Source organism: Pedococcus sp. NPDC057267 (assembly GCF_042668795.1).
Taxonomy (GTDB): Bacteria; Actinomycetota; Actinomycetes; order Actinomycetales; family Dermatophilaceae; genus Pedococcus.
This window is the reverse complement of the sequence record NZ_JBHUYG010000003.1, coordinates 91,212-115,465: the sequence shown is the minus strand read 5'-3', so window position 1 is coordinate 115,465 and position 24,254 is coordinate 91,212. Positions and strand designations below refer to the sequence as shown.

Sequence of the window (24,254 nt, the reverse complement as noted above, 5' to 3'; positions counted from 1 at the left end):
GCCCTGTACGCGGCGGGCTGGGGGCTGGCGGTCGCCGCGACGTTCGCCGTGGACCACCTCGAGCTCACCGGTCTGCGCCAGGCCGGTTGGGCGACCCGGCCGGCGTCCCCGGTGTCGACGGCGTGGTTCGTGTCGTCAGCCCGAGCCGGCCGCGCGGCGCGGAACATCCACGACCGCATCGCGACGAACCGCACCAGCGTCGACAGCGCGGTCGCCGCGCCGAGCACCACCGTGACGACGGCGGTGGACGGCCGGGCGTCGAGGAGGTGCAGCAACCCCAGCGCCCCGGCCGTCATCGCCCAGGTGAGGCCGAACACCACGAGCCCCTGGGCCTGGTGCCGAACCCGGCCGGGGCCCTGCACGCCGAACGTCCAGCGCCGGTTGAGACCGGTGTTGACGAGGGTCGCGAGGAGCAGCGCCACCAGGTTGGCCGCCTGCGCGGAGCCGGTCGGGCGCACCAGCGCCGCGAACAGGCCGAGGTGCAGGACGGTGCACAGCACCCCGACGGCCGCGAACCGGCGTGCCTGCTGCCACGCGCGGCCCACCGGGAACCGGCCGATCCGCCGGGCCACGTCGGCGACGGGGAGGGCACCCCGGCGCAGGTCGCGTCGCACGCGCCGCACGCCCCGCAGGTCGTCCAGCGCCGTGGCCACGACGTCGACGCGCGAGTCCGGGTCGTCGTACCAGTCGACGGGGACCTCGTGGATCCGCAGGCCGGACCGTTCCGCGAGCACGAGCAGCTCGGTGTCGAAGAACCACGTCGGGTCCTGCACCATCGGCAGCAGCTCTGCCGCGACGTCGGCGCGGATCGCCTTGAACCCGCACTGCGCGTCGGAGAAGCGTGCGCCGAGCGTGCCCCTCAGCACCAGGTTGTAGCAGCGCGAGACCACCTCGCGCTTGAGGCCGCGGACCACCCTGGCCCCCCGCGCCAGCCGCGAGCCGATGGCCAGGTCCGAGTGCCCCGACATCAGCGGTGCGACCAGCGGCCACAGGGCGTCGAGGTCGGTCGACAGGTCGACGTCCATGTACGCCAGGATCGGCGCGTCCGAGGCCAGCCACACCTCCTTGAGCGCCCGGCCACGCCCCTTCTGCTCGAGCTCGACGACCGCGACGCCCGGCAGCTCGGCGGCGAGCCCCCGGGCCACGGCGACGGTGCCGTCGGCGCTGGCGTTGTCCGCCACCGTGACCCGGAACGGGTAGGGGAAGGTCTGCACGAGGTGCGCATGGAGCCGCCGCACGCAGGCGCCGACCGTGTGCTGCTCGTTGTGGACCGGGACGACCACGTCGAGGACGGGCGCCGCCGGCACCGAGCCGCTCATCACGAGGCCTGGGTGGTGGTCGAGGCCGTGGCGCCGGTGGACGACAGCGGCTGGGTCAGGTCGTAGAAGGTCTGCCCGCCGATGGTCACCTGCGTGTAGTTGGCCTCCACCCACTGCGAGATCTGCGACCCGGTGCCGGAGCCGCCCCCGCCGCCGGGCCCACCGCCCATGCCGCTGTTGGCCAGGAAGTAGTGCACCTGCCCGGAGGCGACGTACTGCTGGAACTGGGCGAGCGTCGGCGAGGGGTCGCTGCCGTTGAAGCCGCCGATGGCCATGACGGGCAGGCCGGTGCCGAGCTGGAGCCCCGCCGCGTTCTGCGACCCGATGGCCGCCGCCACCCACCGGTAGGACGAGGCGTTCGCCGAGAGTGCCGCCACCACCTCGGTCGACGGCGTCGTGGCATCCAGCAGGCCGCCCATGCCACCACGCGCCTGACCGGTCGTGCCGCCCGTGGTGCCGCCGGGAACGGTTCCCTGCATCGTGCCGCCCTGCGTCGTGCCGCCCTGGGCGGTGCCGCCCCGGGTGCCCCTCGCGGCGCCGAGGCTCTGGGGCGGGCCGCCGTTGCCGCCGGGGCCACCGCCGCCGGGTCCGCCCCGACCGGTGTTCGGGCCGGCGGTCACGATGGAGCCGGTGTGCGCCGTGCGCACGGTGTCGATGCTGTATGCGGCGGGGCCGGCGAGCGCCGCCACGGTCGCCCCGGCCACGACCAGCGGAACCGCCCGGCGGTGCAGCTGGGTGATCGCGAGGAGCAGGAACGCGCTCGCCAGGCCGAGGGCCAGGACGCCGACCCGCAGCACGCTGGACCAGTCGGTACGCGAGAGGAGGATGAAGGACCAGGTGGCTGCGCCAGCAGTGGCGACGGCGAGGGCCACCGACCCGACCGGTCGGCGCCGGTGCTCCCAGGCCTCGGCCGCACCCATGCCGACGAGGGCGGCGACGGCGGGGGCGAGGGCCACCGTGTAGTACTCGTGGAAGATGCCCGCCATGAACGAGAAGGTCAGCATCGTCACGAGCAGCCAGCCGCCCCACACGACGTAGGCAGCGCGGCGCAGGTCCGTGCGCGGGGCCCGCCCGCGCAGCCACAGGCCGACGCCGAGCAGGACGAGTGCGGAGGGGATGAGCCAGGAGATCTGGCCGCCGATGGCGCTGGAGAACATCCTGGTGATGCCGGTGGCACCCCAGCCGTTGCCGCCGCCGACCGAGCCGGTCTCGTTGCCGCTGATCCGGCCCAGGCCGTTGTACCCGAAGGTGACCGACAGGAACGAGTTGTCCTGCGAGCCGCCGATGTACGGCCGCATGCTGGCCGGGACCAGCTCGACGATCGCGACCCACCAGCCGGCCGACAGCACCATGGCGGCGGTCCCGGCGAGCGCCCCGGTGATGCGACGCCGCAGCGTGGTGTCCGCGAAGAGCACGTATGCCAGGCCGAAGGCCGGGACGACGAGCAGCACCTGCAGCGCCTTGGTCAGGAAGCCCAGGCCGATGAGGACGCCGACGAGCACGAACCACCGCGCCGAGCCGCGCTCGATCGACCGCAGCGTCGCCCAGGCGCCGAGCGCCATGAGCAGCACGAGGAGCGCGTCGGGGTTGTTGAACCGGAACATCAGGACGGCCACGGGCGTCAGGGCCATCACGGTGCCGGACAGCAGCCCCGCCGCCGCGCCCCAGTAGCGCTTGACCGTGGCATACACGATGCCGACGGTGGCCACGCCCATGAGGACCTCGGGCAGCAGGATGCTGAACGAGCTGAGGCCCAGCAGCCGCACGGACAGGGCCATCACCCACAGCGCGGCCGGCGGCTTGTCGACCGTGATCGAGTTGCCGGCGTCGGACGAGCCGTAGAAGAACGCCTTCCAGCTCTCGCTGCCCGCCTGGACGGCCGCCGAGTAGAACGAGTTCGCCCAGCCGTTAGCGGTCAGGCCGTAGAGGTAGAGCAGCGCTGTGGCCAGGAGCAGGCCGAGCAGCGCCGGCCGGGCCCAGGTCGGGTCGGCCTGGGGACCCTGCCACAGGCGGCGGATCCTCGAGGGCGTCCCGGGCGCGCCGGCCCGGGCTGTCGTGGGCGGCGGCACGGAAGGGGCTCCCGCGTCTGCGGTGCGGTGGAGGGTCATGGTGTCCATGGGTGACACCGTCGGGGCCGGCACTGTGGCCCTGCTGTGGCATCCCTGAGGTGCCCGGATGAGTGCCCGGACCGGACCGGGACGCGTGCCCGGGCAGGTGCCGGGCGAGTGCCGGGGCGAGTGCCCACGTCCGAAATTCGCTGGGCCGCAGGGGTGCCGGGCTGGTAGACAGCACCGGTGCGTAGCGACCTCCCCTCCAGCGACCTCGCCCCCACGGACCTTCCGTCGCCGGACCTCTCGTCCAGGGACCTCGACTTCGACGACCTGCTGCGGCTGGTCGACGAGCGGTCCGCCGCCTTCCGCGCCGCAGTCGAGGCAGCGCCGGACCTGGGCGCCCAGGTGCCCACCTGCCCGGAGTGGACGCTGCTCGACCTCGCGCACCACATCGGCACGGGACGGAGGGCCTGGGCCGCGACGGTCGCAGCCGGACCCGGGGCGACGGGCAAGACGGCTCCCGCCGACCCCACTCCGCCCCCGCGCGACCGCGGAGCGCTCGGGGAGTGGCTGGTGGAGTCGACCCGGCTCCTGCTCGACGCCCTCGCCGAGGCAGGCCCCCACCGCGGGTGCTGGACCTGGTGGGGCGACTCGCAGTCCCCGAGCACGTGCGAGGCGGTGGCCCGCCACCAGCTCCAGGAGGTCGCGGTCCACACGTACGACGCCGAGCTCACCGTCCACGGCACGGCGTCGCTGCCCACCGAGGTGGCGCTCGACGGGGTCGAGGAGTTCCTCGCGACCTGCAACGCGACGACCAGCCCCTGGCCGCACGACCCGGCGACCCTCGACTACGTCGTGACCGAGGGTCGGGCGTGGCGCCTCCACCTGTCCGGCGACGGCGCCCGCGCCGAGCGACTGGCCGCACCAGCCGGGCAGGGTGGGCCCGAGGAGCCCGCGGACGTCTCGGCCCGTGCAGGCGCCTCCGACGTCGTCCTCTTCATGTACGGCCGCCGGAGCGTGGAGGAGATGCCGATCGACGGCGACGTCGAGGTGTTCGACCAGCTGATCGCCTGGGTGCCCGAGTAACCCGGGTCAGCCGACCGGCAGGAGGACCGAGAACCGGGTCTCGCCGGGTCGGCTGGCGAGCTCGACCCGACCGCCGTGCGACTTCGCCACGGCGGCGACGATCGACAGGCCGAGGCCGGTCGAGCCGGCCGCGCGGTTGCGGGAGTCGTCGCCGCGGGTGAAGCGCTGGAACACGTTCCGCTGCAGGGACTCCGGGATGCCCGGCCCGTCGTCGGCGACGCTGATCCGCACCCACGAGTCGTCGGGCTGCACGGAGGTCACGACCTTGGTGCCGGCCGGCGTGTGGGTCCTCGCGTTGGCGAGCAGGTTCGCCACGACCTGGTGCAGGCGAGCCTGGTCGCCGCTGACCTCGACCGGCTCGTCGGGCAGGTCGAGCTCCCAGCGGTGGTCGGGGGCGGCGGCGTGCGCGTCGCTCACGGCATCCATCGCCAGCAGGGTGAGGTCCACCGGCTTGCGCTCGAGCGGTCGTCCGGCGTCGAGGCGGGCCAGCAGCAGCAGGTCCTCGACGAGTCCCTGCATCCGCAGCGCCTCGGACTCCACGCGGGAGAGCGCGTGGCTCACCGACGCCGGAACCGGCTCGCGCTCGCGGCGGGACAGCTCGGCATACCCACGGATGGACGCGAGGGGGGTCCGCAGCTCGTGCGAGGCGTCGGCGACGAACTGACGCACCCGCTGCTCGCTCTCGTGCCGCGCCTGGAGTGCGCCCTCGACGTTGTCGAGCATGCTGTTGAGGGCGAGCCCGACCTGGCCGACCTCCGTCCGCGGGTCGGTGTCGGCGTCCGGCACCCGCTGGGCGAGGGCGACGTCTCCGGAGTCGAGCTTGAGCCGCGAGACGCTGGTCGCGGTGTGGGCGACCCGCTGCAGCGGGGCGAGGTTGCGCCGCACGAGCCACAGGCCGCCGGTGCTGACGAGGACGAAGCCGATGATCGTGCCGGCAGCGACGAGCGTGACGACCTGGTTGACGGTCTCGGTGACGCTGGACAGCGGCAAGCCGGTGATGACGACGGCGCCGGTCGGGGTCTGGCGGGAGATGAGGCGGTACTCGCCGAGGCCCTTGACGTCGAGGGTCTGCGGGGCGGGGCCGATGCCCGCGCTGTCGACCTGGCGCACCTGGGCGTCGGTGAGGGTGCCGTAGTCGGAGGTGCCGGTGACGACCCTGTTCCCGACGACCGTGCCGCCGGACATGATGAGCGTGAGGAAGCGGCCGCCGCCGCCGGGTGCCGCCGGGGGTCGGCCGCGGTTGTCGCCGTCCCCGTCGTTGGGGCCGCCGCCGAGCCGGACCACGCTGGTGCGCAGGTCCTGGTCGAGCCGGTTCTCGAGGTAGCCGCGCAGGAGCAGCACCGTCAGCGACGACGTTGCCAGCGTGACGACGAGGAACAGGCCGACGACCGTGGCGACGAGCTTGGTGCCGAGCGACCAGGTGGAGGGGCGGATCCGCGCGCGGGCCGAGCCCACGGCAGCAGCGGGGCTCATGACGTGGGCTTGAGGACGTACCCGACGCCGCGCATGGTGTGGATCATGGGCTCACGACCGGCGTCGATCTTCTTGCGCAGGTAGGAGATGTAGAGCTCGACGACGTTCGCCTGGCCGCCGAAGTCGTAGTTCCAGACGCGGTCGAGGATCTGCGCCTTGGACAGCACCCGCTTGGGGTTGCGCATGAGGTAGCGCAGCAGCTCGAACTCGGTGGCGGTCAGCTGGACCTGCTCGCCGGCGCGGGTGACCTCGTGGCTGTCCTCGTCCATGGTCAGGTCGCCGACGACGAGCATCGAGGACGACTCGTCCGCGACGACGGCGGTGCGGCGCATGAGGGCGCGCAGCCGGGCGACGACCTCCTCGAGGCTGAAGGGCTTGGTGACGTAGTCGTCGCCACCCGCGGTCAGGCCGGCGACCCGGTCCTCGACGGCGTCCTTGGCCGTGAGGAACAGGACGGGGATGTTGGCGTTGTCCCCGCGCATGCGACGCAGCACCTCGAGGCCGTCGAAGTCGGGCAGCATCATGTCGAGGGCGACGGCGTCGGGCTGGAACTCGCGCGCGACCCGCACGGCCTGCTGGCCGTTGGCGGCGGTGCGCACCTCCCACCCCTCGTACCGCAGCGCCATCGAGAGCAGCTCGGTGAGGTTGCTCTCGTCGTCGACGACGAGGACCCGCACCGGTGAGCCGTCCAGGCGCTGGAGGCGCGGGTTCGTCTGCTGCTGCATGTTCATGGCCTCTAGGAAACACCCGAACCATGTGAGGCCGCGCGGCGGAGCCTGTGCGGATCCTGTGAGCCCTCTGTGCCGAGGACTCAGGACGCCGACACCCCCGGCACAGCCCTGCCACAGCACCGCGCCCGACTCTCGGTCCCACGACCGACTACCTCGTGGAGGCACCGATGACCCAGCGCACGCCGGCCCCCGACGACACCGTCCCGGTGCCGTGGGCCACCACTCGCGCCATGCCGTATGCCGGCGAGCCCGCTGCCGCGCCCGCGGCGCCGCCCGTCGAGGCGCCTGCCGAGGCACCTGCCGAGGCGCCCGCCGCGGCCGGCGCCACCACGGCCCCGGCCCTCAACCCGCCCACGTGGTCGGGCCGCAAGACGGCCATCGCCGCCGCGCTCGCGATCGGGATCTCCTCGATGGGCGGGGTGGCCGCCGCGGCCATGCTCCCGGCGGGCAGCTCGGTCCAGGACGGTCGCGGCGTCCCGGGCGGCCAGTTCGGGCCCGGCGGCCGCGGCGGCTTCGGCCAGCAGGGTCAGGGCGGGTTCGGCCAGCAGGGTCAGGGCGGCTTGGGCCAGCAGGGGCAGGGCGGGTTCGGCCAGCAGGGGCAGGGCGGCTTGGGCCAGCAGGGGACCGGCACCGGCCAGGGCGGCCTGAGCCAGCAGGGGCAGGGTGGGTTCGGCCAGCAGGGCACCGGCACGCAGCAGGGCTTCCCCGGGGCCCCGGGCGACGACGACCAGGGCGCCTCGGCGAGGACGTCGTGACCGCCCTGCTCGCCCGTGTGGCGCTGCTGCGCGGGCACCACGGTCGCGTGGCGCACCGCATCGTCCCCGGCGGGACGCCCCGCGCCAAGGACCTCAGCACGTTCCCGGTCTGCGGCGCGGTGCGACCGCTGTCGTCGCAGCGGCGGTAGCCCGGCTCAGCCGCGGGCGCCGCCGAGGCCCAGCACGACCGCCAGGCCGAGTGCGCTGCGCGGGTCGTACGGCGTGCGCCACAGCCCGCCGTGCACCGCGCCCCGGGCCTCCTCCCGCCACGGCGCCTGCAGCGGCGTCGGGGCGGTGCGCAGGTCGTGCACGAGGAGCGCGGCCATGAGCGTGTTGCTCGTCGCGGGCTCGAACACCTCGATGCCGAACCGGTGCGCCCCGGCGTACGCGCTGGCGAGCGCCCTGTTCTTGACCACCGACCGGGTGCGGGTCGGTGGTGCGACGTTGAGCGACACCGTGAGCCCGTCGCGCCGCGCCGTCGTCGCGCGCCACCGCTGCAGCCGCTTGGCCAGCGCGTAGTTGGGCCCCTGCTGGGGGATGAAGCTGTCGTTGATCCCCGGGTCCGACCCCGGGGCGTAGTTGCGGCGCAGCAGCCGCCCGGCGCTCACCGCCCGCACGGCGGGCCGCACGAGCCGCATCCCGCGCGAGGGCTCGCGGTAGGCACGGGTCGAGTGCTCGACGGCGTCGCCCGGCACCGCGAACACGTCGGTGGGGGTGGCGAGGAAGGCCAGGGCGCTGTCGGGGCGGTGCCGGACCAGCTCCTGCGTCAGCGCGTCGACGGCGGTCGACACGCGCACGTTCGTCGCCCCGTCGGCATACACGTAGTTGCCGAGCACCAGGCGTCCCTCGACCCCACGCAGCCACTGCGCGACCGCGGGCAGGGAGTGCAGCAGGTCCGCGCCGGCGTGCTCGTGCAGGTCGCCGCCGGACCACACCGTGCCGCCGGGCACGGGCAGGTGGAGGGTGCCGGCAGAGTCGCCGGCGACGTCGAGCACCCGCCGCCACAGGTCCGGCCGCGGGAGGTCGACCGCCACCACCTCGCCGCCCCACGACAGGACGCTGCGCAGCGGGCCCATCTCCGCGCCCGCGCCGAGGACCACCAGGCGCAGGTCCGACAGGTCGAGCCAGTCCGGGTTGGCGAGCACCTCGTGCACGGCCTCGGTGGCCGACGGCTCCATGATCCCGCGCCACAGCCAGTCGTCGAGCTGGCGGCGCAGCTCGTCCCCGCCCAGGCGCCGGCCGTGCAGCGGCAGGGTGAGCTCGCGCGCGGGGCGCTGGGTGCCGCGCACCGTCGCGGTCTCGAACGGGACGTCGACCGGCTGCTCGAAGACCGCGTCGAGCGGCACCTCACCCCCCGGACCGGTCGCGCGCATGCGTCCGTGCAGCGAGTCCAGCCCGGCGCGCGCGATGTCCACGGCGGCCTCGCCGTCGCGCAGCAGCCCGGCCTCGACCAGGCGGCGGAAGTGGGTCAGGTAGTCCTGCCGCCAGTTCGTCTCCCGCTCGGCGGCCGCCGCCCCGACCGGGTCGACCTCGCGCAGCGCGTCCGCGACGACGCCGCGTCCCAGCGCCGAGGTGCTGCGTCGGCCGTCGACCTCGGGGAACACCACGCCGCTGGAAGCCATGGCGCGAGTATGCCGGGTGCCGCCGGAAACGCCGAAGGGCCCGGAACCGTCTCGGTTCCGGGCCCCTCGGGCGCTCAGGTCACGTCGTGCCCTCGGGCCTACTCGATTCCTTCGGTCGCGACTCCTCGGTGCTCCGGGCCTCCCTCGGTGGCGCTCGGTCGGGTCCTCACGCCGTCGTCGTCACTCCACTCCGAGACGGGCCTTGAGGCCGTCGAGCTCCACCCGCAGCTGGGTCGGCAGGGTCTCGCCGAACTTGGCGAACCACTCCTCGATCTGCGGGATCTCGGCCTTCCACTCCTCCGCGTCGACCGCGAGCGCCTGCTCGAGCTCGGCATCGGTCATGTCCAGGCCGTCGGTGTCGAGCGACTCCGGCGTGGGGACGTGGCCGATCGGGGTCTCGACCGCTGCGGCCTTGCCCTCGATCCGCTCGATCGCCCACTTGAGCACCCGGCTGTTCTCGCCGAACCCTGGCCACAGGAAGTTGCCCTCGTCGTCGCGGCGGAACCAGTTGACGTAGAAGATCTTCGGCAGCTTGGTCGCGTCGGCGTCCTTGCCCAGGTTGATCCAGTGCTGGAAGTAGTCACCGGCGTTGTAGCCGATGAACGGCAGCATCGCCATCGGGTCGCGGCGCACGACACCGACCTGGCCGGTCGCGGCGGCGGTGGTCTCCGAGGAGAGCGTGGCGCCCATGAACGTGCCGTGCACCCAGTCGCGGGACTCGGTCACCAGCGGGACGGTCGTCTTGCGGCGGCCGCCGAAGAAGATTGCCGAGATCGGCACACCCTTGGGGTCGTAGTACTCCTCGGCGAGGATGTCGCACTGCTCGATCGGGGTGCAGTACCGGCTGTTCGGGTGGCTGGAAAGGACTCCGTCAGCTCCGTCCTGGGGGGTCCAGTCCTGCTTCTTCCAGCTCGTGGCGTGGGCCGGGGTGTTCTCCAGGCCCTCCCACCACACGTCGCCGTCGTCGGTCAGCGCGACGTTGGTGAACACCGAGTTGCCCTTGTTGATGGTCTTCATCGCGTTGGGGTTGGTGTGCTCGTTGGTGCCCGGGGCGACGCCGAAGAACCCGAACTCGGGGTTCACGGCATACAGCCGGCCGTCCTCGCCGAAGCGCATCCAGGCGATGTCGTCGCCCAGCGTCTCGACCTTCCAGCCGGGGATGGTCGGGGCGAGCATCGCCAGGTTCGTCTTGCCGCAGGCGGAGGGGAACGCGGCCGCGACGTAGTAGACCTGCTGCTCGGGGGAGATGAGCTTGAGGATGAGCATGTGCTCGGCGAGCCAGCCCTCGTCGCGCGCCATGACCGAGGCGATGCGCAGCGAGTAGCACTTCTTGCCCAGCAGCGCGTTGCCGCCGTAGCCGGAGCCGTAGGACCAGATCATCCGCTCCTCGGGGAACTGGACGATGTACTTCTCGTCGTTGCACGGCCACGGCACGTCGGCCTGGCCGGGCTCGAGCGGGGCGCCGAGGGAGTGCAGCGCCGGGACGTAGCGCGCGTCCTCGCCCAGCTCCTCGATCCGGCGCAGGACGTTCACGCCGCAGCGGGCCATGACCCGCATCGACACCACGACGTACTCGGAGTCGGTGATCTCGACGCCGAACATCGGGTTCTCGGCGTTGAGGTGGCCCATGACGAACGGGATGACGTACATCGTCCGGCCCTTCATGCAGCCCTTGTACAGGCCCCGCATGAGGTCCTTCATCTTCTCGGGGTCCATCCAGTTGTTGGTGGGCCCGGAGTCCTTCTCCTCGCGGGAGCAGATGAACGTGCGGTCCTCGACCCGGGCGACGTCGATCGGGTCGGACGCGGCGTAGAAGCTGTTGGGCTTCTTCGACTCGTCGAGGCGCACGAAGGTGCCGGCCTCGACGAGCTTGTCGGTGAGGCGGGTCCACTCGGCGTCGGAGCCGGTGACCCACTCGATGGAGTCGGGGGTGGTCAGCGCGGCCACCTCGTCGACCCACGCCTGCAGCCTGGCGTGCGTCGTCCCCCCTGCGCGCTGGTCGGTCTGAGTCGCCTCGGTCGTCATGTGATCGGCCGTCCCTTTCGTCCCGCAGATCCCTCGCCGCGGTTCGTGCGGTGGTGCGTCCACGCGACACCCGGTGGTGTCCACATGGTGAACGCTGCTGATCCGGCCAAGGTACGCCGTCCGCGGAGGGGCCCGGTACCGCAGATGCACGGCAGTGCTCGTGAAAAGCCTCACAACCGACGGGTAGCGCTCGAACTGCTGACAGGTTCTTGCAGTGCTTGCAAGAACCGAGCCGAATTCGCCTGTCGTTCGTGCAGATTCGTCACGGCAGGGTGAGCTCGGGCCGGCTCGCGCACCCGCTCGGTGTGCCGCGTGCCGGCACCCCCGACGGGTGTCCGCGGGCGTCCCCCCGCCGTGCGTGCCTGAGCCGTGTCGACGGCGTCCGGGATCCCGATTTCGTGCCGGGCGGGGGAGCCGGTAGTCTTTCCCGTCGTTGCTCCGCGCACGGACACCAGGATCCGCCGGGGCGACATCTGCGCCCGTAGCTCAACGGATAGAGCATCTGACTACGGATCAGAAGGTTAGGGGTTCGAATCCCTTCGGGCGCGCGGATCGGACACGCGGGATGACCTGCGCAAACACCGTCAGAGGCGGCCCTTGCCGTCGGATCGCGGGCCGGGCTTCGGCTCACAAATCGGCTCAAAAACTATTCACGGACCCCGGTCGGCATCAGGTCGGCCGTGGAGGCGGCCCGTCGTCTGGGCCTGGCCGCGGCGACATCGGGGGATGCTCCGGTCGCGACTTCGCCAGTGCTGTCCCCCAGGGCCGGCGGGCTGGGCATTGGGGTGTCATGGAGACCCTTACCGACACCACGACACCCACACCGGCCGCTGCCGACACGCTGCTGCTCACCCTGGACGAGGCCGCCCGACACCTGCGCTGTGCCCGGCGCAGCGTCGAACGCCACGTCGCCCGAAGCCGCCTCCGCGTGGTCCACCTCGGCCGTTCCGTACGTGTCGAGAGGCGCGAGCTGGAGCGATTCGTCGCCACCATGCGTGACGCCCGCGATGGGTAGGCCCCGCCGGCCACCCGAGCAGACGAGCCCGACGATCTATCGCGGAGCGGACGGCTCGTGGCATGCCCGCGTCACGGTAGGTCGCCTTCCGGATGGCAGGCCGCAGCGCAAGCACGTTCAGCGACGCACCAAGGCCGAGGTGCGGACAGCCGTCCGCGAGCTCGAACGCCACCGCGACACCGGGCGCCAGCTCTGGACGAACGATGACATCACCCTCGCCCAATGGCTTGACCACTGGCTGGACGCGGTCCTGCCGATGACCGCCCGATGGAAGACGTTGTCGACCTACCGCAGCCAGATGCGCTTGCACGTGATCCCCGCATTGGGGGCATGGCGACTGACGGAGCTGCGCCCCGAGCACTTCGAAGAGCACTACCGACGCATGCAGGCCGACGGCCACTCGACCCACGTGATCCGCGCCGTTCACCGCGTCCTTCGCTCCTCCTTCAACGAAGCGGTTCGCCGGCGCAGGCTCACCACCAACCCCCTCCTGGTTGCCCGGCCACCCCGAGCCGAGAACGTCGAGGTCGAGCCGCTGACCGTCGAGGAGTGCCGCCGCGTCCTCGAGGTCGCCCAAACCAGCGACCATCCGGCCCGCTGGTCAATCGCCCTGTCCCTCGGCCTCCGTCAGGGCGAGGCGCTAGGCCTGTTCTGGAGCGACATCGACCTCAGCGACGGCGTGCTGCGCGTCCGCCGATCCGTGCAACGCCACACCTGGCTCCACGGCTGCCCGACGGTCGCCGGCCAGCCGACCTGCGGTCACACCCGCGGCGCCGAATGCGAGCAACGGCACAGCGGAGGACTCCTGCTGGTCGAGCCGAAGACTCGGTCCTCCAAGCGGACCATCGTGCTCCCGCAGCCCCTCATCGATGAGCTGCGTGCACACCGAGCCGGCGTCGGCAGACGACGTCTTGCGTGCGGATCCGACTGGGACGCCACGCACGACCTCGTCTTCCCCGGCCCCACCGGGGGCCTGATCGATCCCGCGCGCGACAACGCCGAATGGAACCGCCTAGTCGCCGCAGCCGGAGTGCGAGACGTGCGGCTCCACGACGCCCGCCACACCGCCGCAACCCTCCTCCTGCTGCAGGACGTGGACCTCCGCACTGTCATGTCCATCATGGGCTGGACCGAGATGGCGACTGCCCAGCGGTACACGCACGCCGTCGACGAGCTCCGTCGGCGCGCAGCAAGCCGCATGGGTGCCCTGCTCTGGGAGGGCCAGCCAGGCCGGTAACCCCAACCGGAGCGAGGGCATGGTCTCTAGGACGGACGCCTGCGATCGGCCGTCGGGCCACGCCGCCGGCCGGCGCCGTGGGCCGAGGGTCGAAGCGACCCGCCTTGGCTGGGTGCCCAGCCCATTGCTCGACTACGTCCGCGCGGTGATGAGCACGGGTGTCGCGAACGTGACCGTCGTGCGTGCGAACCCTCCGTTGTTCGGTCACACGTGCGTCTGCTGGTGCGGATCGACGGCAGGACGCCAGAGGGCTACGCACTTCCATGGCGCCACCACCTGCACGGGGAGCATGATCGCGACGGTCCGTGACCTGAGGCGATCCGTCAGGTAGCCCCCGAGAGGGGTCACGCGCCCACCAGTGGGGCCGGTAGCGCACATCCGGTCGGCAAAGCGCGCCGATATTGGGGGAGGGTCGCCCCTCCCACAACCCTTTCGGGCAAGATGCGGGGCATGTCAGCGTCGATCTACGAAGTCCTGGACGAGCTGCGGGGGCAGTCCACCTCGGAGGCCGACAAGGGCAGCAAGTTGGAGCAGCTGATCGCCGAGTTCCTGCGGACCGACCCGGTCTATGCGGAGCAGTTCAGCGACGTCTGGCTGTGGCAGGAGTGGCCGGGGCGGGACGGCAAGCACGACACGGGCATCGACCTGGTCGCTGTCGATCGGCTCACCGGCGGCAACGTCGCGATCCAGTGCAAGTTCTACGCACCGGGCTCGACGATCGGCAAGGCCGACATCGACTCGTTCCTGTCGGCGTCGGGCAAGGAGGGGTTCGCGCAGCGGATCATCGTCTCGACCACAGACCGGTGGAATGCCCACGCCGAGGACGCGATCCAGGGCCAGCAGGTCCCGGTGCGCCGGATCGGGCTGGCCGACCTGGAGGCGTCGGTCGTCGACTGGGACGCCTTCGACTGGACCACCCCACAGGTGCTGCCGGTCACCGACAAGAAGAAGCTGCGTCCCCATCAGCAGGAAGCCGTCGAGGCGGTGCTGGCGGGCCTGGCCAACCATGACCGCGGCAAGCTCATCATGGCGTGCGGCACGGGCAAGACGTTCACCTCGCTTCGCCTCGCCGAGCAGCTGGTCGGCGCCGGCGGCAGCGTGCTGTTCCTCGTGCCGTCGATCAGCCTGCTGTCCCAGACGCTGCGCGAGTGGTCGACCGAGGCGGAGGTGCCGCTCGCGCCGATCGCGGTGTGCTCGGATCGCAAGGCCACGGCGCGCTCCAAGGCGGTCAACGAGGACATCTCGGCGGTCGACCTCGCGCTCCCGTCGACGACCAACGTCGCCGTGCTGGAGTCCCGTCTCACCCAGGCGCTGGGCGAGACCGACTCGATGACGGTGGTCTTCGCGACCTACCAGTCGATCGACGTGGTTGCCCAGGCACAGCGGCAGGGCGGGCTCGCGCCGTTCGACCTGGTCATCTGCGACGAGGCACACCGCACGACCGGCACCACCTTGGCCGGCGAGGACGAGTCGGCCTTCGTGCGAGTCCACGACGACAGCTACCTGCGCGGCACCAACCGGCTCTACATGACGGCCACGCCGCGCATCTACGACGACTCCTCCAAGGCGAAGGCTGGCGAAGCCAACGCGGTGCTCGCATCGATGGACGACGAAGCCATCTTCGGGCCCGAGCTACACCGGCTCGGGTTCGGCGAGGCCGTGTCCCGCGACCTGCTCACCGACTACAAGGTGCTCGTTCTCGCAGTGGACGAGACCAGCGTGTCCCGCACGTTCCAGCTCCAGCTTGCCGACGAGGGCAACGAGCTGCGCCTCGACGACGCCGCCAAGATCGTCGGTTGCTGGAACGGGCTTGCCAAGCGCGGCGACGCCGAGCACTCCTTCGCCGGCGACCCCGCCCCGATGCGCCGTGCCGTTGCATTCGCGGGCACCATCAAGGACTCCAAGCACATCGAGTCACTGTTCGGCCAGACGGTGCAGCAGTATGCCGCGGCGCACGACCTCGAGGACGCCGCCGGTGAGCCGGTGCTCACTTGCGAGATCCAGCACGTGGACGGCACCTTCAACGCGCTGGAGCGCAACACCCGGCTCGACTGGCTGCGCGCCGACGTCCCAGACGGCACGTGCCGCATCCTGACCAACGCCCGGTGCCTGTCTGAGGGCGTCGACGTCCCGGCGCTGGATGCGGTGATGTTCCTGTCGCCACGCAAGTCCGTCGTCGACATCGTCCAGTCGGTCGGCCGGGTGATGCGCAAGGCGCCGGGCAAGCAGTACGGCTACATCATCCTGCCCATCGGCATCCCGGCCGGACTCACCCCCGAGCAGGCGTTGCGTGACAACAAGCGGTATGCCGCGGTGTGGGAGGTGCTGCAGGCGCTGCGGGCGCACGACGAGCGGTTCAACGCCATGGTCAACCGGATCGAGCTGGTGAAGAAGCGCGACGACAAGGTCAACGTCATCGGTGTCCCCGGCCCCGACGACCGCCGCGGGGACCGGGACCGTACCGGTGACGTGGCCGCGACGCAGGGCACGCTCGGGCTGACCTGGCTCGACGAGTGGCGCGAGGCGATCTACGCCAAGGTCGTCGCCAAGGTCGGCTCCCGCACGTACTGGGAGGACTGGGCCAAGGACATCGCCGACATCGCGCAGCGGCACATCACCCGCATCACCGCCCTGCTCGACGGCGGCGACCCCAAGGTCACCGCCGAGTTCGACCGGTTCCTCGACGGGCTGCGCGGCAACCTCAACGACGGCATCACCCGCTCCGACGCGATCGACATGCTTGCCCAGCACCTCATCACCCGGCCCGTATTCGACGCACTCTTCGGCGGGTACGACTTCGCCGCGCACAACCCGGTCGCGCAGACGATGGAGCGGATGCTCGGCGTTCTCGACGAGCACCGGCTCGACGACGAGAACCACTCGCTGGAGAAGTTCTACGACTCGGTGCGGATGCGGGTCACCGGCGTGGACTCCGCCGAGGGTCGGCAGAAGCTCGTCGTGCAGCTCTACGACACGTTCTTCGCGACCGCGTTCAAGAAGACCGTGGACAAGCTCGGCATCGTCTACACGCCGGTAGAGATCGTCGACTTCATCCTGCGCTCGGCCGACGAGGTACTGCGTCAGCACTTCGGTCAAGGTCTGACCGACGAGGGCGTGCACGTGCTGGACGGGTTCACCGGCACGGGGACGTTCATCACGCGGCTGCTTCAGCTCGGCCTGATCGAGCCGCAGGACCTGGCCCGCAAGTACGCCCACGAGCTGCACGCCAACGAGATCCTGCTGCTCGCCTACTACATCGCCGCCGTGAACATCGAGACGACCTACCAGGACCTGCGCGGCAGCCTCGGCGAGTCGGCCGACTACGAGCCGTTCCCCGGGCTGATCCTCACCGACACGTTCCAGTCCTGGGAGGCGGGCGACCGGCTCGACACGACCGTCTTCGTGCAGAACAACGAGCGGCTCGAGAAGCTCAAGGCACTCGACATCCAGGTCATCGTCGGCAACCCGCCCTACTCCTCGGGCCAGGACTCGGCGAACGACAACAACGCCAACGAGAAGTACGACGACCTCGACCGGGCCATCCGCGAGACCTATGCCGCTAAATCGACCGCCACGAACAAGAACTCGCTCTACGACTCCTACATCCGCGCCATCAAGTGGGCATCATTGCGGATCGCCGAGCGCGGCGTGATCGCGTTCGTCACCAACGGCGGCTGGCTCGACTCCAACACCGCCGACGGCATGCGCCTGACCCTCGCCGAGGAGTTCAGCGACATCCACGTCCTCAACCTGCGCGGCAACCAGCGCACCGCCGGCGAGCAGTCCCGCAAAGAAGGCGGCAAGGTCTTCGGCGGCGGCTCACGCGCCACCGTGGCCATCACCATCCTCATCAAGGACGCCGGGCACGCCGGGCCGGCACGGATCCACTACACCGACATCGGCGAATACCTCTCCCGCGAGGAGAAGCTCGCCAAGGTCGCCGATGCGGAACGAGTGTCGGGACTCAGAGATGTCACCCACCTGACCCCCAACGCCCACGGCGACTGGCTCAACCAACGCCGCGACGACTTTGGTTCGTTCATGAGCCTGAAGGACGCATTCGGTGTCTTCGCGCCGGGGATTCAGACGAATCGCGATGCATGGGCTTACAACGCGAGCCGGGATGCGCTGAGGCGGTCCATGGCCCGAGCGGTCGCTGCCTACACCGCGGCCACTAGAGGCGTCCGCTCGAACGACCCCAGTGAAATCAAATGGTCGTCTTCACTCGAAGCCCGACTTACACGCGGTGAGAGCATCGCGTTGGTTGCCGAAACTGGCCCGGTGGTCATGTACCGGCCATTCGAGAAGACACATTTGTACGCAGACCTTCGATGGGTGCATCGCCCGGGTCTGCTACCGCGGTGCTTTCCTACGAACGCAACTGCCAACCTCGGCTTCTACCTGACGGCGGTTGGATCTGACAGACCCTTCGCTCTGCTCGCGAGTGGCGTTCCGACTGATCTTGCCTTCTGGGGCAGCAGCAGCGGGCAGTTCTTTGCGCGGTGGCGGTACGAGAAGGTCGATCCCGACTACGGGCTGCTGGCCTTCGACGCTGCCGATGACGGCGAGGTGGTCGACGGGTACCGTCGGATCGACAACGTCACGGACGAGGCGCAGGGACGCTTCCACGCGGCATATGGCGAATTGGTCACCAAGGACGACATCTTCTTCTACGTCTACGGGCTGCTGCACTCCCCGGACTACCGCGAGACGTACGCGGCCGACCTGAAGAAGCTGCTCCCGCGCATCCCGCTGGTCACCGACCCGTGGCCGTTCGTCGAGGCGGGACGACGGATGTCCGCGCTGCACCTGGGCTACGAGAGCGTGGAGCCGTACCCGCTGGACGGGCTCGACACACGGCCGCCCGAGGGGCGCGACCCGTACGACTTCTACGCCGCCGGGGCCCAGAAGATGGTGTTCGGCAAGCCCACGGCCGACCAGAAGGCGGCCGGCGAGAAGCGGGACCGGACCACGATCGTCTACAACGCGAACGTGACGCTGCGCGGCATACCGGAAGACGCGTATCGCTATCAGCTCGGGTCGCGGTCGGCCATCGAGTGGATCATCGACCGCTACCACGTCAGGACCGACAAGGCCTCGGGCATCGTCAACGACCCGAACGACTGGTCGCGCGAGGTCGGCGATCCGCGCTACATCCTCGACCTGCTCGCGCGGATCGTCACGGTGAGCGTGGAGACGATGAAGGTCGTCGACGCCCTGCCTCCGCTCGGCCTCATCCGCAACGCGCGATGAGTGGCGCAACGCCCGGCCAGCCTCTTGTTGACCCAACGGCGTTGCGCGTGGCCCGGGAGGCGGCGGGCATTACACAGCACGGACTTGCCCGCTTGATTGGCGTGGCCGGAGGGGAGAGGGTCTCGCGTTGGGAGCGAGGCGCCTCGGAGCCGCGTCCAGAGGCGCTACACCGGATTGCGGAGGTTCTTGAGGTTGACGTCCAAACTCTCCTGATCCCGTCTGAAAGTGGGGCAGACCTGCGGCGCCTACGCGTTCTGGCTGGTCTCAGCGCCCGGCAGGTCGCGGAGCGGACGCATGTGTCCGTCCCGACGTACGCCCGGTGGGAATCGGGCCACATCGAAAGGCTGCCCTCACAAGGCGCATTGGAGACGTTGGCCGAGACGCTGAACGTCACCGTCAGTGAGGTGAGGGCGGCTCTATCGGCTGCGCGGCGCGGCGGAGAGTGAACAGGCCGGCCGTGGTGTGCTGGTCGAGGAGCACGATGTTCGCCAGCACGTCGACAGTGAGCCAGCCCCCGCCCTCGGCCGCGAGCCGCAATTGACCGTTGGTGCGTCCTGTGCGGAGTGAGGCGGACAGCTGTTCAGCGAACTGCTGGTCGTCAGGGTGGATCCACCTGGAGTCAGGGTGCGCGGGGTCCAAGGTCCAGTGCAGGTCCGGGAGCGGGTCGTCTATCCATCGCAGGATTCTCATCGTCCTGAGGTTGAACAGTGCCCTGTGTTCGCCGGGGCGGGCCTCGCTCTCCAGCACGCGCTGCTCGAGCACGACTGGGGGAGGGGCGGCCGGAGTAGTGTCAGCTGGCCCGATGTCATGGGTGATGCCACGCAGAACCACATCGACATGGCCGTCGCGCCGCTCCTCGACCGCGCGGCAGGAGAGGTGCCCGGCGCGCATCTGCCCGTCGTCGCGGCGGATGGCCCAGACCGCCTGGTGCTCGTCGCCGGGCCGGGAGCGAATCATCAATGCCAGCGCTGCGGCGTCGTCGGTGTTGGGGACCAGCCGGGTAAATGCCTCCGCGGTGGCGCGTTCGGTCTGGCGATCCTCGGGCGCCACCCCGTACAGGTCGAGCAGGTCGTCGCTGCCGCCAATGGTGTCGGTGCTGAGGTTGAAATGCCAGGCGCCGGCGGGGCCGCGTCCTGGGGGCGTTTCCCCGATGCGACCACTCCATACCCACACGCCATGCACGTCCCCCCGGTAGGAATGCAGCGGGTAGCCCAGGACGTGCCTGCGCCCCTCGTGGGTCACGAGCTCCCGGGCCGTGCCGCTTGCCGTCACCTCGGTGACGATCTCCTCGACAGCTCGAAGCGATCGACCCCGACCCAGGATCGAGCGCAGCGGGACCATGCGCTTCGGGGTCGACCCGACCCCGATGATGCTTGGAGGGTGCTCCCCTCCGAAGGTCTCGATCAGGAGCCAGTGGTTGGACATGCCATCCCCCTTCATGAACCCTCTTGAGTCTAGGTGCGCCTCGCGCCAAGTCGGCGGGTCAGCACCTGGTACCGGCTGCCGGCGATCCGGGACAACGCGTCCGCAACCTGGGCGTCGGCGCCCACGATGATCCGACGACGACCTAGGCGAGAGCCCCGGAGAATCGCTTCGGCTGCGGCATCGGGGGAGGTACGCGCTATGACGTCGTCAAATCGCTCCACGATGCCTGCTCGGTCGGCTGGTGTTGCGTAGAGCCCGTTGCGCATGACGTCGGTTCTCACCCCACCGGGGATCGCGCAGCTCACCGTCACGTTGGCGGGGGTCTCCTGTTGCAGCGCCTCCGTGAACCCTCTGACGGCGAACTTCGCTGCGTTGTACGCGCTGTACCCAGCCACGCCCACCAGCCCGAACGCACTGGAGACGTTGACGATCCGTGCCCTGGCATGCGTGGCCAGCGCCGGGAGGAAGACTTGACAGCAGGAGATCGTGCCGAGCAGATCGACCTGGATGACCCGCTGGATGTCGGCGAAGTCGGAGTCGACGAGCAGGCCATGATGGATCAGGCCGGCGACGTTGAACAGCGCATCCGGTGGGCCGTCGTCCCCGACGACCTGCCGGGCGGCTTCGACGACAGCACCATGGTCGGCGACGTCGACATCCCAGCTGCTCACAGGGACGCGCAGGTCGCGGCAGCGACCCGCCACCCGCGCTAGGGCGTCGGGGTTGTTGTCGACCAGGACCAAGGCTGTCCCCGCGGCGGCGAGCTGCGTCGCCAACGCCGCACCGATACCTCCACCGGCCCCGGTCACCACCGCACGCCGCGGATGCATTGACTTGCCTCCGATGGATGCCAGACGAAACATCGAATATCCTTCCCTTACTGCGCCCGGGACTCTCTGTTCTCGGGATGGGTCAGCGCTAGGAACCCATCGGCCTGGTCCCCTGCAACGTATCCGCGATCCTCCACGCCGCTCGTCGGCGGACGGACAGAAGTGCAACGGACAGCAGGTTGACCAGAGCAGACAACGTCATGCATCCACCCTTGGGGTGGCCTTCGACGCGCGTCGAGGTGCCCAGGCGAGAAATATGCACTAGTCTTTACGTATCAAGTTGGGCAGCTAGTGTCCCCTCGCAGGACTGATCCGAGCCTTAGCCCAACGAGATCGAGGAGAAGCAGATGACGACCCGAAGCCGAACCCGCGCCCTTCGCGTTGCAACGAGCCTGGCCGCCGTAGTTCTGATCTCCGCCTGCAACGACGACCCCCAACCGCAGCCGCCCGTGACGAACTCGCCGACCACCACCACCTCCACGCCGACGACCACCACCTCGACGCCGACGCCCCTGACTCCCGCCGAGAAGGACATCAAGTCAGCCGAGGAGACGATCGGCCGCTATTGGAAGGTCCTCGACGATCTGGCCGCCGACCCGAAGAAGAGCCTCAACCTCGTCGCGACCGTCGCCCGCGCCCAGGCCGCCGATCAGTCACGGATCGAGCTGGGGACCCTTCAAGCAAAGGGCTGGAAGCAGGTTGGGCGATCGGTGGTGTTGTCGTCGAGGGCAACGACAAAAGACGGCAAGGCCTTCACCGTCACATCGTGCATCGATGTCAGTGGGGTGAACGTGGTGGACAAGGCCGGTAAGTCAGTCGTGCGAACTGGTCGGCCAGATCGGCAGCAGTACACCTACACCGTGGTGAAGGCGCCGCAGGGGTTCTTCGTCACGGTCGACACACTCAAGGGGAAACCATGCTGAGAAGGTTGGCGATCGTTCTGACGATCTTCGGCGCTCTCCTCGGCGGTGCGGCTCCGGCGATGGCTGCGGATCCGCCGATCAACTGCCCTCCGGGGACGGAGCCGTCGCCGAGGACGGGGGAGTGCATCATCATCATCACCGACCCTGGGGGCGGTGGGGGCGGTGGGGGTGGTGACGACGACGTGCCAGTGGTGGTTCAGAAGTGCTTCAACCGCCTCAGCACACCACCGGGCGAGGTGCCGTGCTCCTCGGACAAGGGTTGGTGGTCCAACGCCCAGAACGCCTACTGCACGGCGCTGGCCCCTCAGCCGCCGCTGAGCGACCCGGCGTGGGAGGGGAAAACCACCGGGCAGGTCTACGACTGCTACAGGCCGGTCGACGGCAGCATGGTCACGGGCATCACCTTCTGGATCTGGCTGGCCACCCCACCGGGAGGAGCGCCGCCTGACCCGCGAGTACTGGCCCAGCAGGCCATCGCAAGAATGAACCTGCGCGCCATTACCATCGGCATCGTGCCCGAGCCCGGCCCGGGCAGCATCGGGATCATCGGGATGCCGACGTGGATGTGGGCCCAGAATCCTGGCGCGACGACCTGGGGACCGCAGACGCAGACCGCCTCGGCCGGTGGGTTCACGGTCACCGCAACCGCCAAGGCGCAACGGACCGTCTGGGCGATGGGCGACGGCGCCACGGTCACCTGCACCGGACCGGGAACCCCGTACGCCGACTCCTACGGCAAGAAGTCGTCGCCGACCTGCGGGCACACCTACACCCGACAGGGGACCTACACCGTGAGGGCGACGACCTACTGGGTCGTGACCTGGGCTGGGGTCGGCCAGAGCGGCACGATCCCGCTGAACTTCACCGACACGACCACGATCACCATGGGCGAGGCCCAGGTGCTCAACAGCTGAGCGGCATCGAGGGGGCACCCATGACCATGACCACCGAGAAGGCCGACCAGACCGCCGTAATCGGGGGACGAGGGGCGCGACCGGACAGGCGACGCCGCGGCAAGGCCGCAGCCGGAGACCAGGCACCGGTGACACCCGCGCCGAAGCTTCGACGGAGGCCGGTATTCGTTGCCGCATCGGTGGCCGCGGTGATCCTCGGCGCCCTCTTGGGGGCGTGGGCATGGTCGTCGACGAGCAACACCCATGAGGTGGTCGCGTTGCGCCAGACCGTCACCCGGGGGAAGACGATCACCCAGGGCGACCTCATGACGGTCCAGGTCGGATTGGATCCCGCGCTGAGGACTATTCCGGGCGACCGGATGGGGAGCTTGGTGGGCCAGCGTGCAGCGATGGACATGGCCGCCGGCAGCCTCATCACGACCGAGAACGTGACCAAGACGGTGCTGCCCGCCGAAGGCATGTCAGTGGTGGGCGTCGCGCTCCCGCCCTCGCTGATGCCCGGCGAGGCGCTCCTCGCCGGCGATCGGGTGCGCGTCGTGGCGACGCCCGGACAGCAGGGCGACCTGGGACAGGAGCCGCCCGTGTCGATCGCGGCGACGGTCGTCGGGCTCTACCCGAACTCCGAGAACGGGCAGACCGTCGTTTCGCTCGAGGTGCCAGAGGCTCAGGCGGCCGAGCTGGCGGCCCGCGCGGCGACCGGCAAGGTGGCGCTGGTTCTGGACAGCCGGGAGCGCTGAGCGATGGCCCTCATCGCGCTGTTCTCCGCGTCCGGTTCGCCCGGCGTCACCGCCTCAGCCCTGGGCCTGGCCCTGACATGGTCCCGCCCGGTGCTTCTGGTCGAGGGCGACCCGACAGGCGGGTCCGCCGTGTTCGCCGGCTATCTTCGCGCCGAGTCGGCCCCGCCCAACTCGCTGATCGATCTGGCGCTGGCACAACGGCACGGGCAGCTGACCGAGGCGATCGCCGACGCCACCGTTCGTATGCCGGGCCCGCCCACCTCGGCGGTCTCGCTTCTGCCGGGCACCCGAGCCCACGGGCAGGCGCGCAGCCTCATGCCCATGTGGGAGACCCTGGCGTCGGAGCTAAAGGCGCTCGAGGCGATGGGGCAGGACGTGATCGTCGACGCGGGTCGGCTCGGTCTGGCGGGCAGCCCGGAACCTTTGATCTACGCGGCGGACCTTGCCCTGATGGTGACCAGGACCGACCTGGTGTCCCTGTCGGCGGCCCGCTCGTGGGCCGAGACCTTGCGCACCGGCTTCGAGGGGGTCGGGGGCGGCTCGTCCTTGGGTCTGCTGGTCGTGGGGGAGGGGGAGCCCTACTCCGCTCGGGACGTCCAGAAGGTCCTGCAGATCCCGGTGACGGCCTCACTTGCCTGGGACCCAGCCGCCGCAGACGTCTTCGCCAAGGGCGCCAAGGCGCCGCGCCGGTTCGACTCCTCGCGTCTTGTTCGGAGCCTCATCGCGGCTCGGACATCGATCCAGTCGGCGGTGATCGCGAACCGCGACCAGCTCGCCACCCAGACGACCGGAGGATTGGCATGAGCGGCGACACCACGCCCAACCGGAGCGCACAGCCGGATCCCTCCGACCCGACAT

At 70.4% G+C, this 24,254-nt stretch carries 19 protein-coding genes and 1 tRNA gene; 12 read left to right on the top strand and 8 right to left on the bottom strand.

What is annotated here, in order from left to right:
• Together ACFUC1_RS01750 and ACFUC1_RS01745 are read right to left on the bottom strand one after the other, a co-directional pair.
• Positions 1–1,319: glycosyltransferase (locus ACFUC1_RS01750; RefSeq protein ID WP_379116179.1), on the bottom strand; the 1,319-nt coding region annotated here is incomplete at its 3' end.
• Positions 1,319–3,436, bottom strand: a complete 2,118-nt coding sequence (locus ACFUC1_RS01745; protein WP_379116178.1) for an ArnT family glycosyltransferase — start codon at positions 3,434–3,436, stop codon at positions 1,319–1,321. The genes ACFUC1_RS01745 and ACFUC1_RS01750, both read right to left, overlap by 1 nt.
• A 177-nt stretch (positions 3,437–3,613) precedes the next feature.
• Here ACFUC1_RS01745 and ACFUC1_RS01740 point away from each other — a divergent pair, with 177 nt between their 5' ends.
• On the top strand, positions 3,614–4,456 hold the full coding sequence (locus ACFUC1_RS01740) for a maleylpyruvate isomerase N-terminal domain-containing protein (protein ID WP_379116177.1): 843 nt from the start codon (positions 3,614–3,616) through the stop codon (positions 4,454–4,456).
• A 6-nt stretch (positions 4,457–4,462) separates the two neighbouring features.
• Here the strand turns inward: ACFUC1_RS01740 and ACFUC1_RS01735 are convergent, their stop codons facing one another.
• Positions 4,463–5,929: a sensor histidine kinase gene (locus tag ACFUC1_RS01735; protein WP_379116176.1), complete on the bottom strand. Its 1,467-nt coding sequence runs from the start codon at positions 5,927–5,929 to the stop codon at positions 4,463–4,465.
• The gene (locus tag ACFUC1_RS01730; RefSeq protein WP_379116175.1) at positions 5,926–6,660 is read right to left on the bottom strand and encodes a response regulator transcription factor; all 735 of its coding nucleotides are present in this window, start codon (positions 6,658–6,660) and stop codon (positions 5,926–5,928) included. Before ACFUC1_RS01730 ends, ACFUC1_RS01735 begins: the two co-directional genes overlap by 4 nt.
• Before the next feature lie 167 nt (positions 6,661–6,827).
• Between ACFUC1_RS01730 and ACFUC1_RS01725 the strand changes: the two genes are divergently transcribed.
• Complete coding sequence (locus ACFUC1_RS01725; protein ID WP_379116174.1) at positions 6,828–7,415, top strand: hypothetical protein; 588 nt, start codon at positions 6,828–6,830, stop codon at positions 7,413–7,415.
• A complete protein-coding gene (locus tag ACFUC1_RS01720; RefSeq protein ID WP_379116173.1) occupies positions 7,412–7,564 on the top strand; it encodes a hypothetical protein in 153 nt (50 codons plus the stop codon). The genes ACFUC1_RS01725 and ACFUC1_RS01720 overlap by 4 nt, the downstream gene beginning before the upstream one ends.
• A 6-nt stretch (positions 7,565–7,570) precedes the next feature.
• Here ACFUC1_RS01720 and ACFUC1_RS01715 read toward each other — a convergent pair whose 3' ends face one another.
• A complete protein-coding gene (locus ACFUC1_RS01715) occupies positions 7,571–9,037 on the bottom strand; it encodes a hypothetical protein (protein ID WP_379116172.1) in 1,467 nt (488 codons plus the stop codon).
• A gap of 180 nt (positions 9,038–9,217) precedes the next feature.
• Positions 9,218–11,062: a phosphoenolpyruvate carboxykinase (GTP) gene (locus ACFUC1_RS01710; protein ID WP_379116171.1), complete on the bottom strand. Its 1,845-nt coding sequence runs from the start codon at positions 11,060–11,062 to the stop codon at positions 9,218–9,220.
• A 475-nt stretch (positions 11,063–11,537) separates the two neighbouring features.
• Here ACFUC1_RS01710 and ACFUC1_RS01705 point away from each other — a divergent pair.
• The 5 genes from ACFUC1_RS01705 (at position 11,538) to ACFUC1_RS01685 (ending at position 19,013) form a co-directional block, all read left to right on the top strand.
• Positions 11,538–11,610: transfer RNA gene (locus ACFUC1_RS01705), tRNA-Arg, on the top strand.
• A 17-nt stretch (positions 11,611–11,627) separates the two neighbouring features.
• The gene (locus tag ACFUC1_RS01700) at positions 11,628–12,077 is read left to right on the top strand and encodes a helix-turn-helix domain-containing protein (RefSeq protein WP_379116169.1); all 450 of its coding nucleotides are present in this window, start codon (positions 11,628–11,630) and stop codon (positions 12,075–12,077) included.
• On the top strand, positions 12,058–13,314 hold the full coding sequence (locus tag ACFUC1_RS01695; protein ID WP_379116168.1) for a tyrosine-type recombinase/integrase: 1,257 nt from the start codon (positions 12,058–12,060) through the stop codon (positions 13,312–13,314). Before ACFUC1_RS01700 ends, ACFUC1_RS01695 begins: the two co-directional genes overlap by 20 nt.
• A 450-nt stretch (positions 13,315–13,764) precedes the next feature.
• Positions 13,765–18,567, top strand: coding sequence for a DEAD/DEAH box helicase (locus tag ACFUC1_RS01690; RefSeq protein ID WP_379116167.1), 4,803 nt, complete (start codon positions 13,765–13,767; stop codon positions 18,565–18,567).
• Positions 18,564–19,013 carry a helix-turn-helix transcriptional regulator gene (locus tag ACFUC1_RS01685; protein WP_379116166.1) on the top strand — a complete coding sequence of 150 codons (450 nt, stop codon included), beginning with the start codon at positions 18,564–18,566 and terminating at the stop codon, positions 19,011–19,013. The genes ACFUC1_RS01690 and ACFUC1_RS01685 overlap by 4 nt, the downstream gene beginning before the upstream one ends.
• On the opposite strand, the gene ACFUC1_RS01680 is transcribed toward ACFUC1_RS01685, so the two are convergent.
• Together ACFUC1_RS01680 and ACFUC1_RS01675 are read right to left on the bottom strand one after the other, a co-directional pair.
• A complete protein-coding gene (locus ACFUC1_RS01680; RefSeq protein ID WP_379116165.1) occupies positions 18,964–19,992 on the bottom strand; it encodes a GAF domain-containing protein in 1,029 nt (342 codons plus the stop codon). The two genes, ACFUC1_RS01685 and ACFUC1_RS01680, sit on opposite strands and share 50 nt — an antisense overlap.
• Positions 19,993–20,021: 29 nt before the next feature.
• Positions 20,022–20,855 carry an SDR family NAD(P)-dependent oxidoreductase gene (locus ACFUC1_RS01675; protein ID WP_379116164.1) on the bottom strand — a complete coding sequence of 278 codons (834 nt, stop codon included), beginning with the start codon at positions 20,853–20,855 and terminating at the stop codon, positions 20,022–20,024.
• Positions 20,856–21,169: 314 nt separating this feature from the next.
• Between ACFUC1_RS01675 and ACFUC1_RS01670 the strand changes: the two genes are divergently transcribed.
• The 4 genes from ACFUC1_RS01670 to ACFUC1_RS01655 are packed head-to-tail and all read left to right on the top strand — an operon-like array spanning position 21,170 to position 24,200.
• A complete protein-coding gene (locus tag ACFUC1_RS01670) occupies positions 21,170–21,745 on the top strand; it encodes a hypothetical protein (RefSeq protein WP_379116163.1) in 576 nt (191 codons plus the stop codon).
• A gap of 5 nt (positions 21,746–21,750) precedes the next feature.
• Positions 21,751–22,659, top strand: coding sequence for a hypothetical protein (locus tag ACFUC1_RS01665; protein WP_379116162.1), 909 nt, complete (start codon positions 21,751–21,753; stop codon positions 22,657–22,659).
• A gap of 20 nt (positions 22,660–22,679) precedes the next feature.
• Positions 22,680–23,396 carry an SAF domain-containing protein gene (locus ACFUC1_RS01660; protein WP_379116161.1) on the top strand — a complete coding sequence of 239 codons (717 nt, stop codon included), beginning with the start codon at positions 22,680–22,682 and terminating at the stop codon, positions 23,394–23,396.
• A 3-nt stretch (positions 23,397–23,399) separates the two neighbouring features.
• Positions 23,400–24,200: a hypothetical protein gene (locus tag ACFUC1_RS01655; RefSeq protein WP_379116160.1), complete on the top strand. Its 801-nt coding sequence runs from the start codon at positions 23,400–23,402 to the stop codon at positions 24,198–24,200.
• Positions 24,201–24,254: the final 54 nt, after the last annotated feature.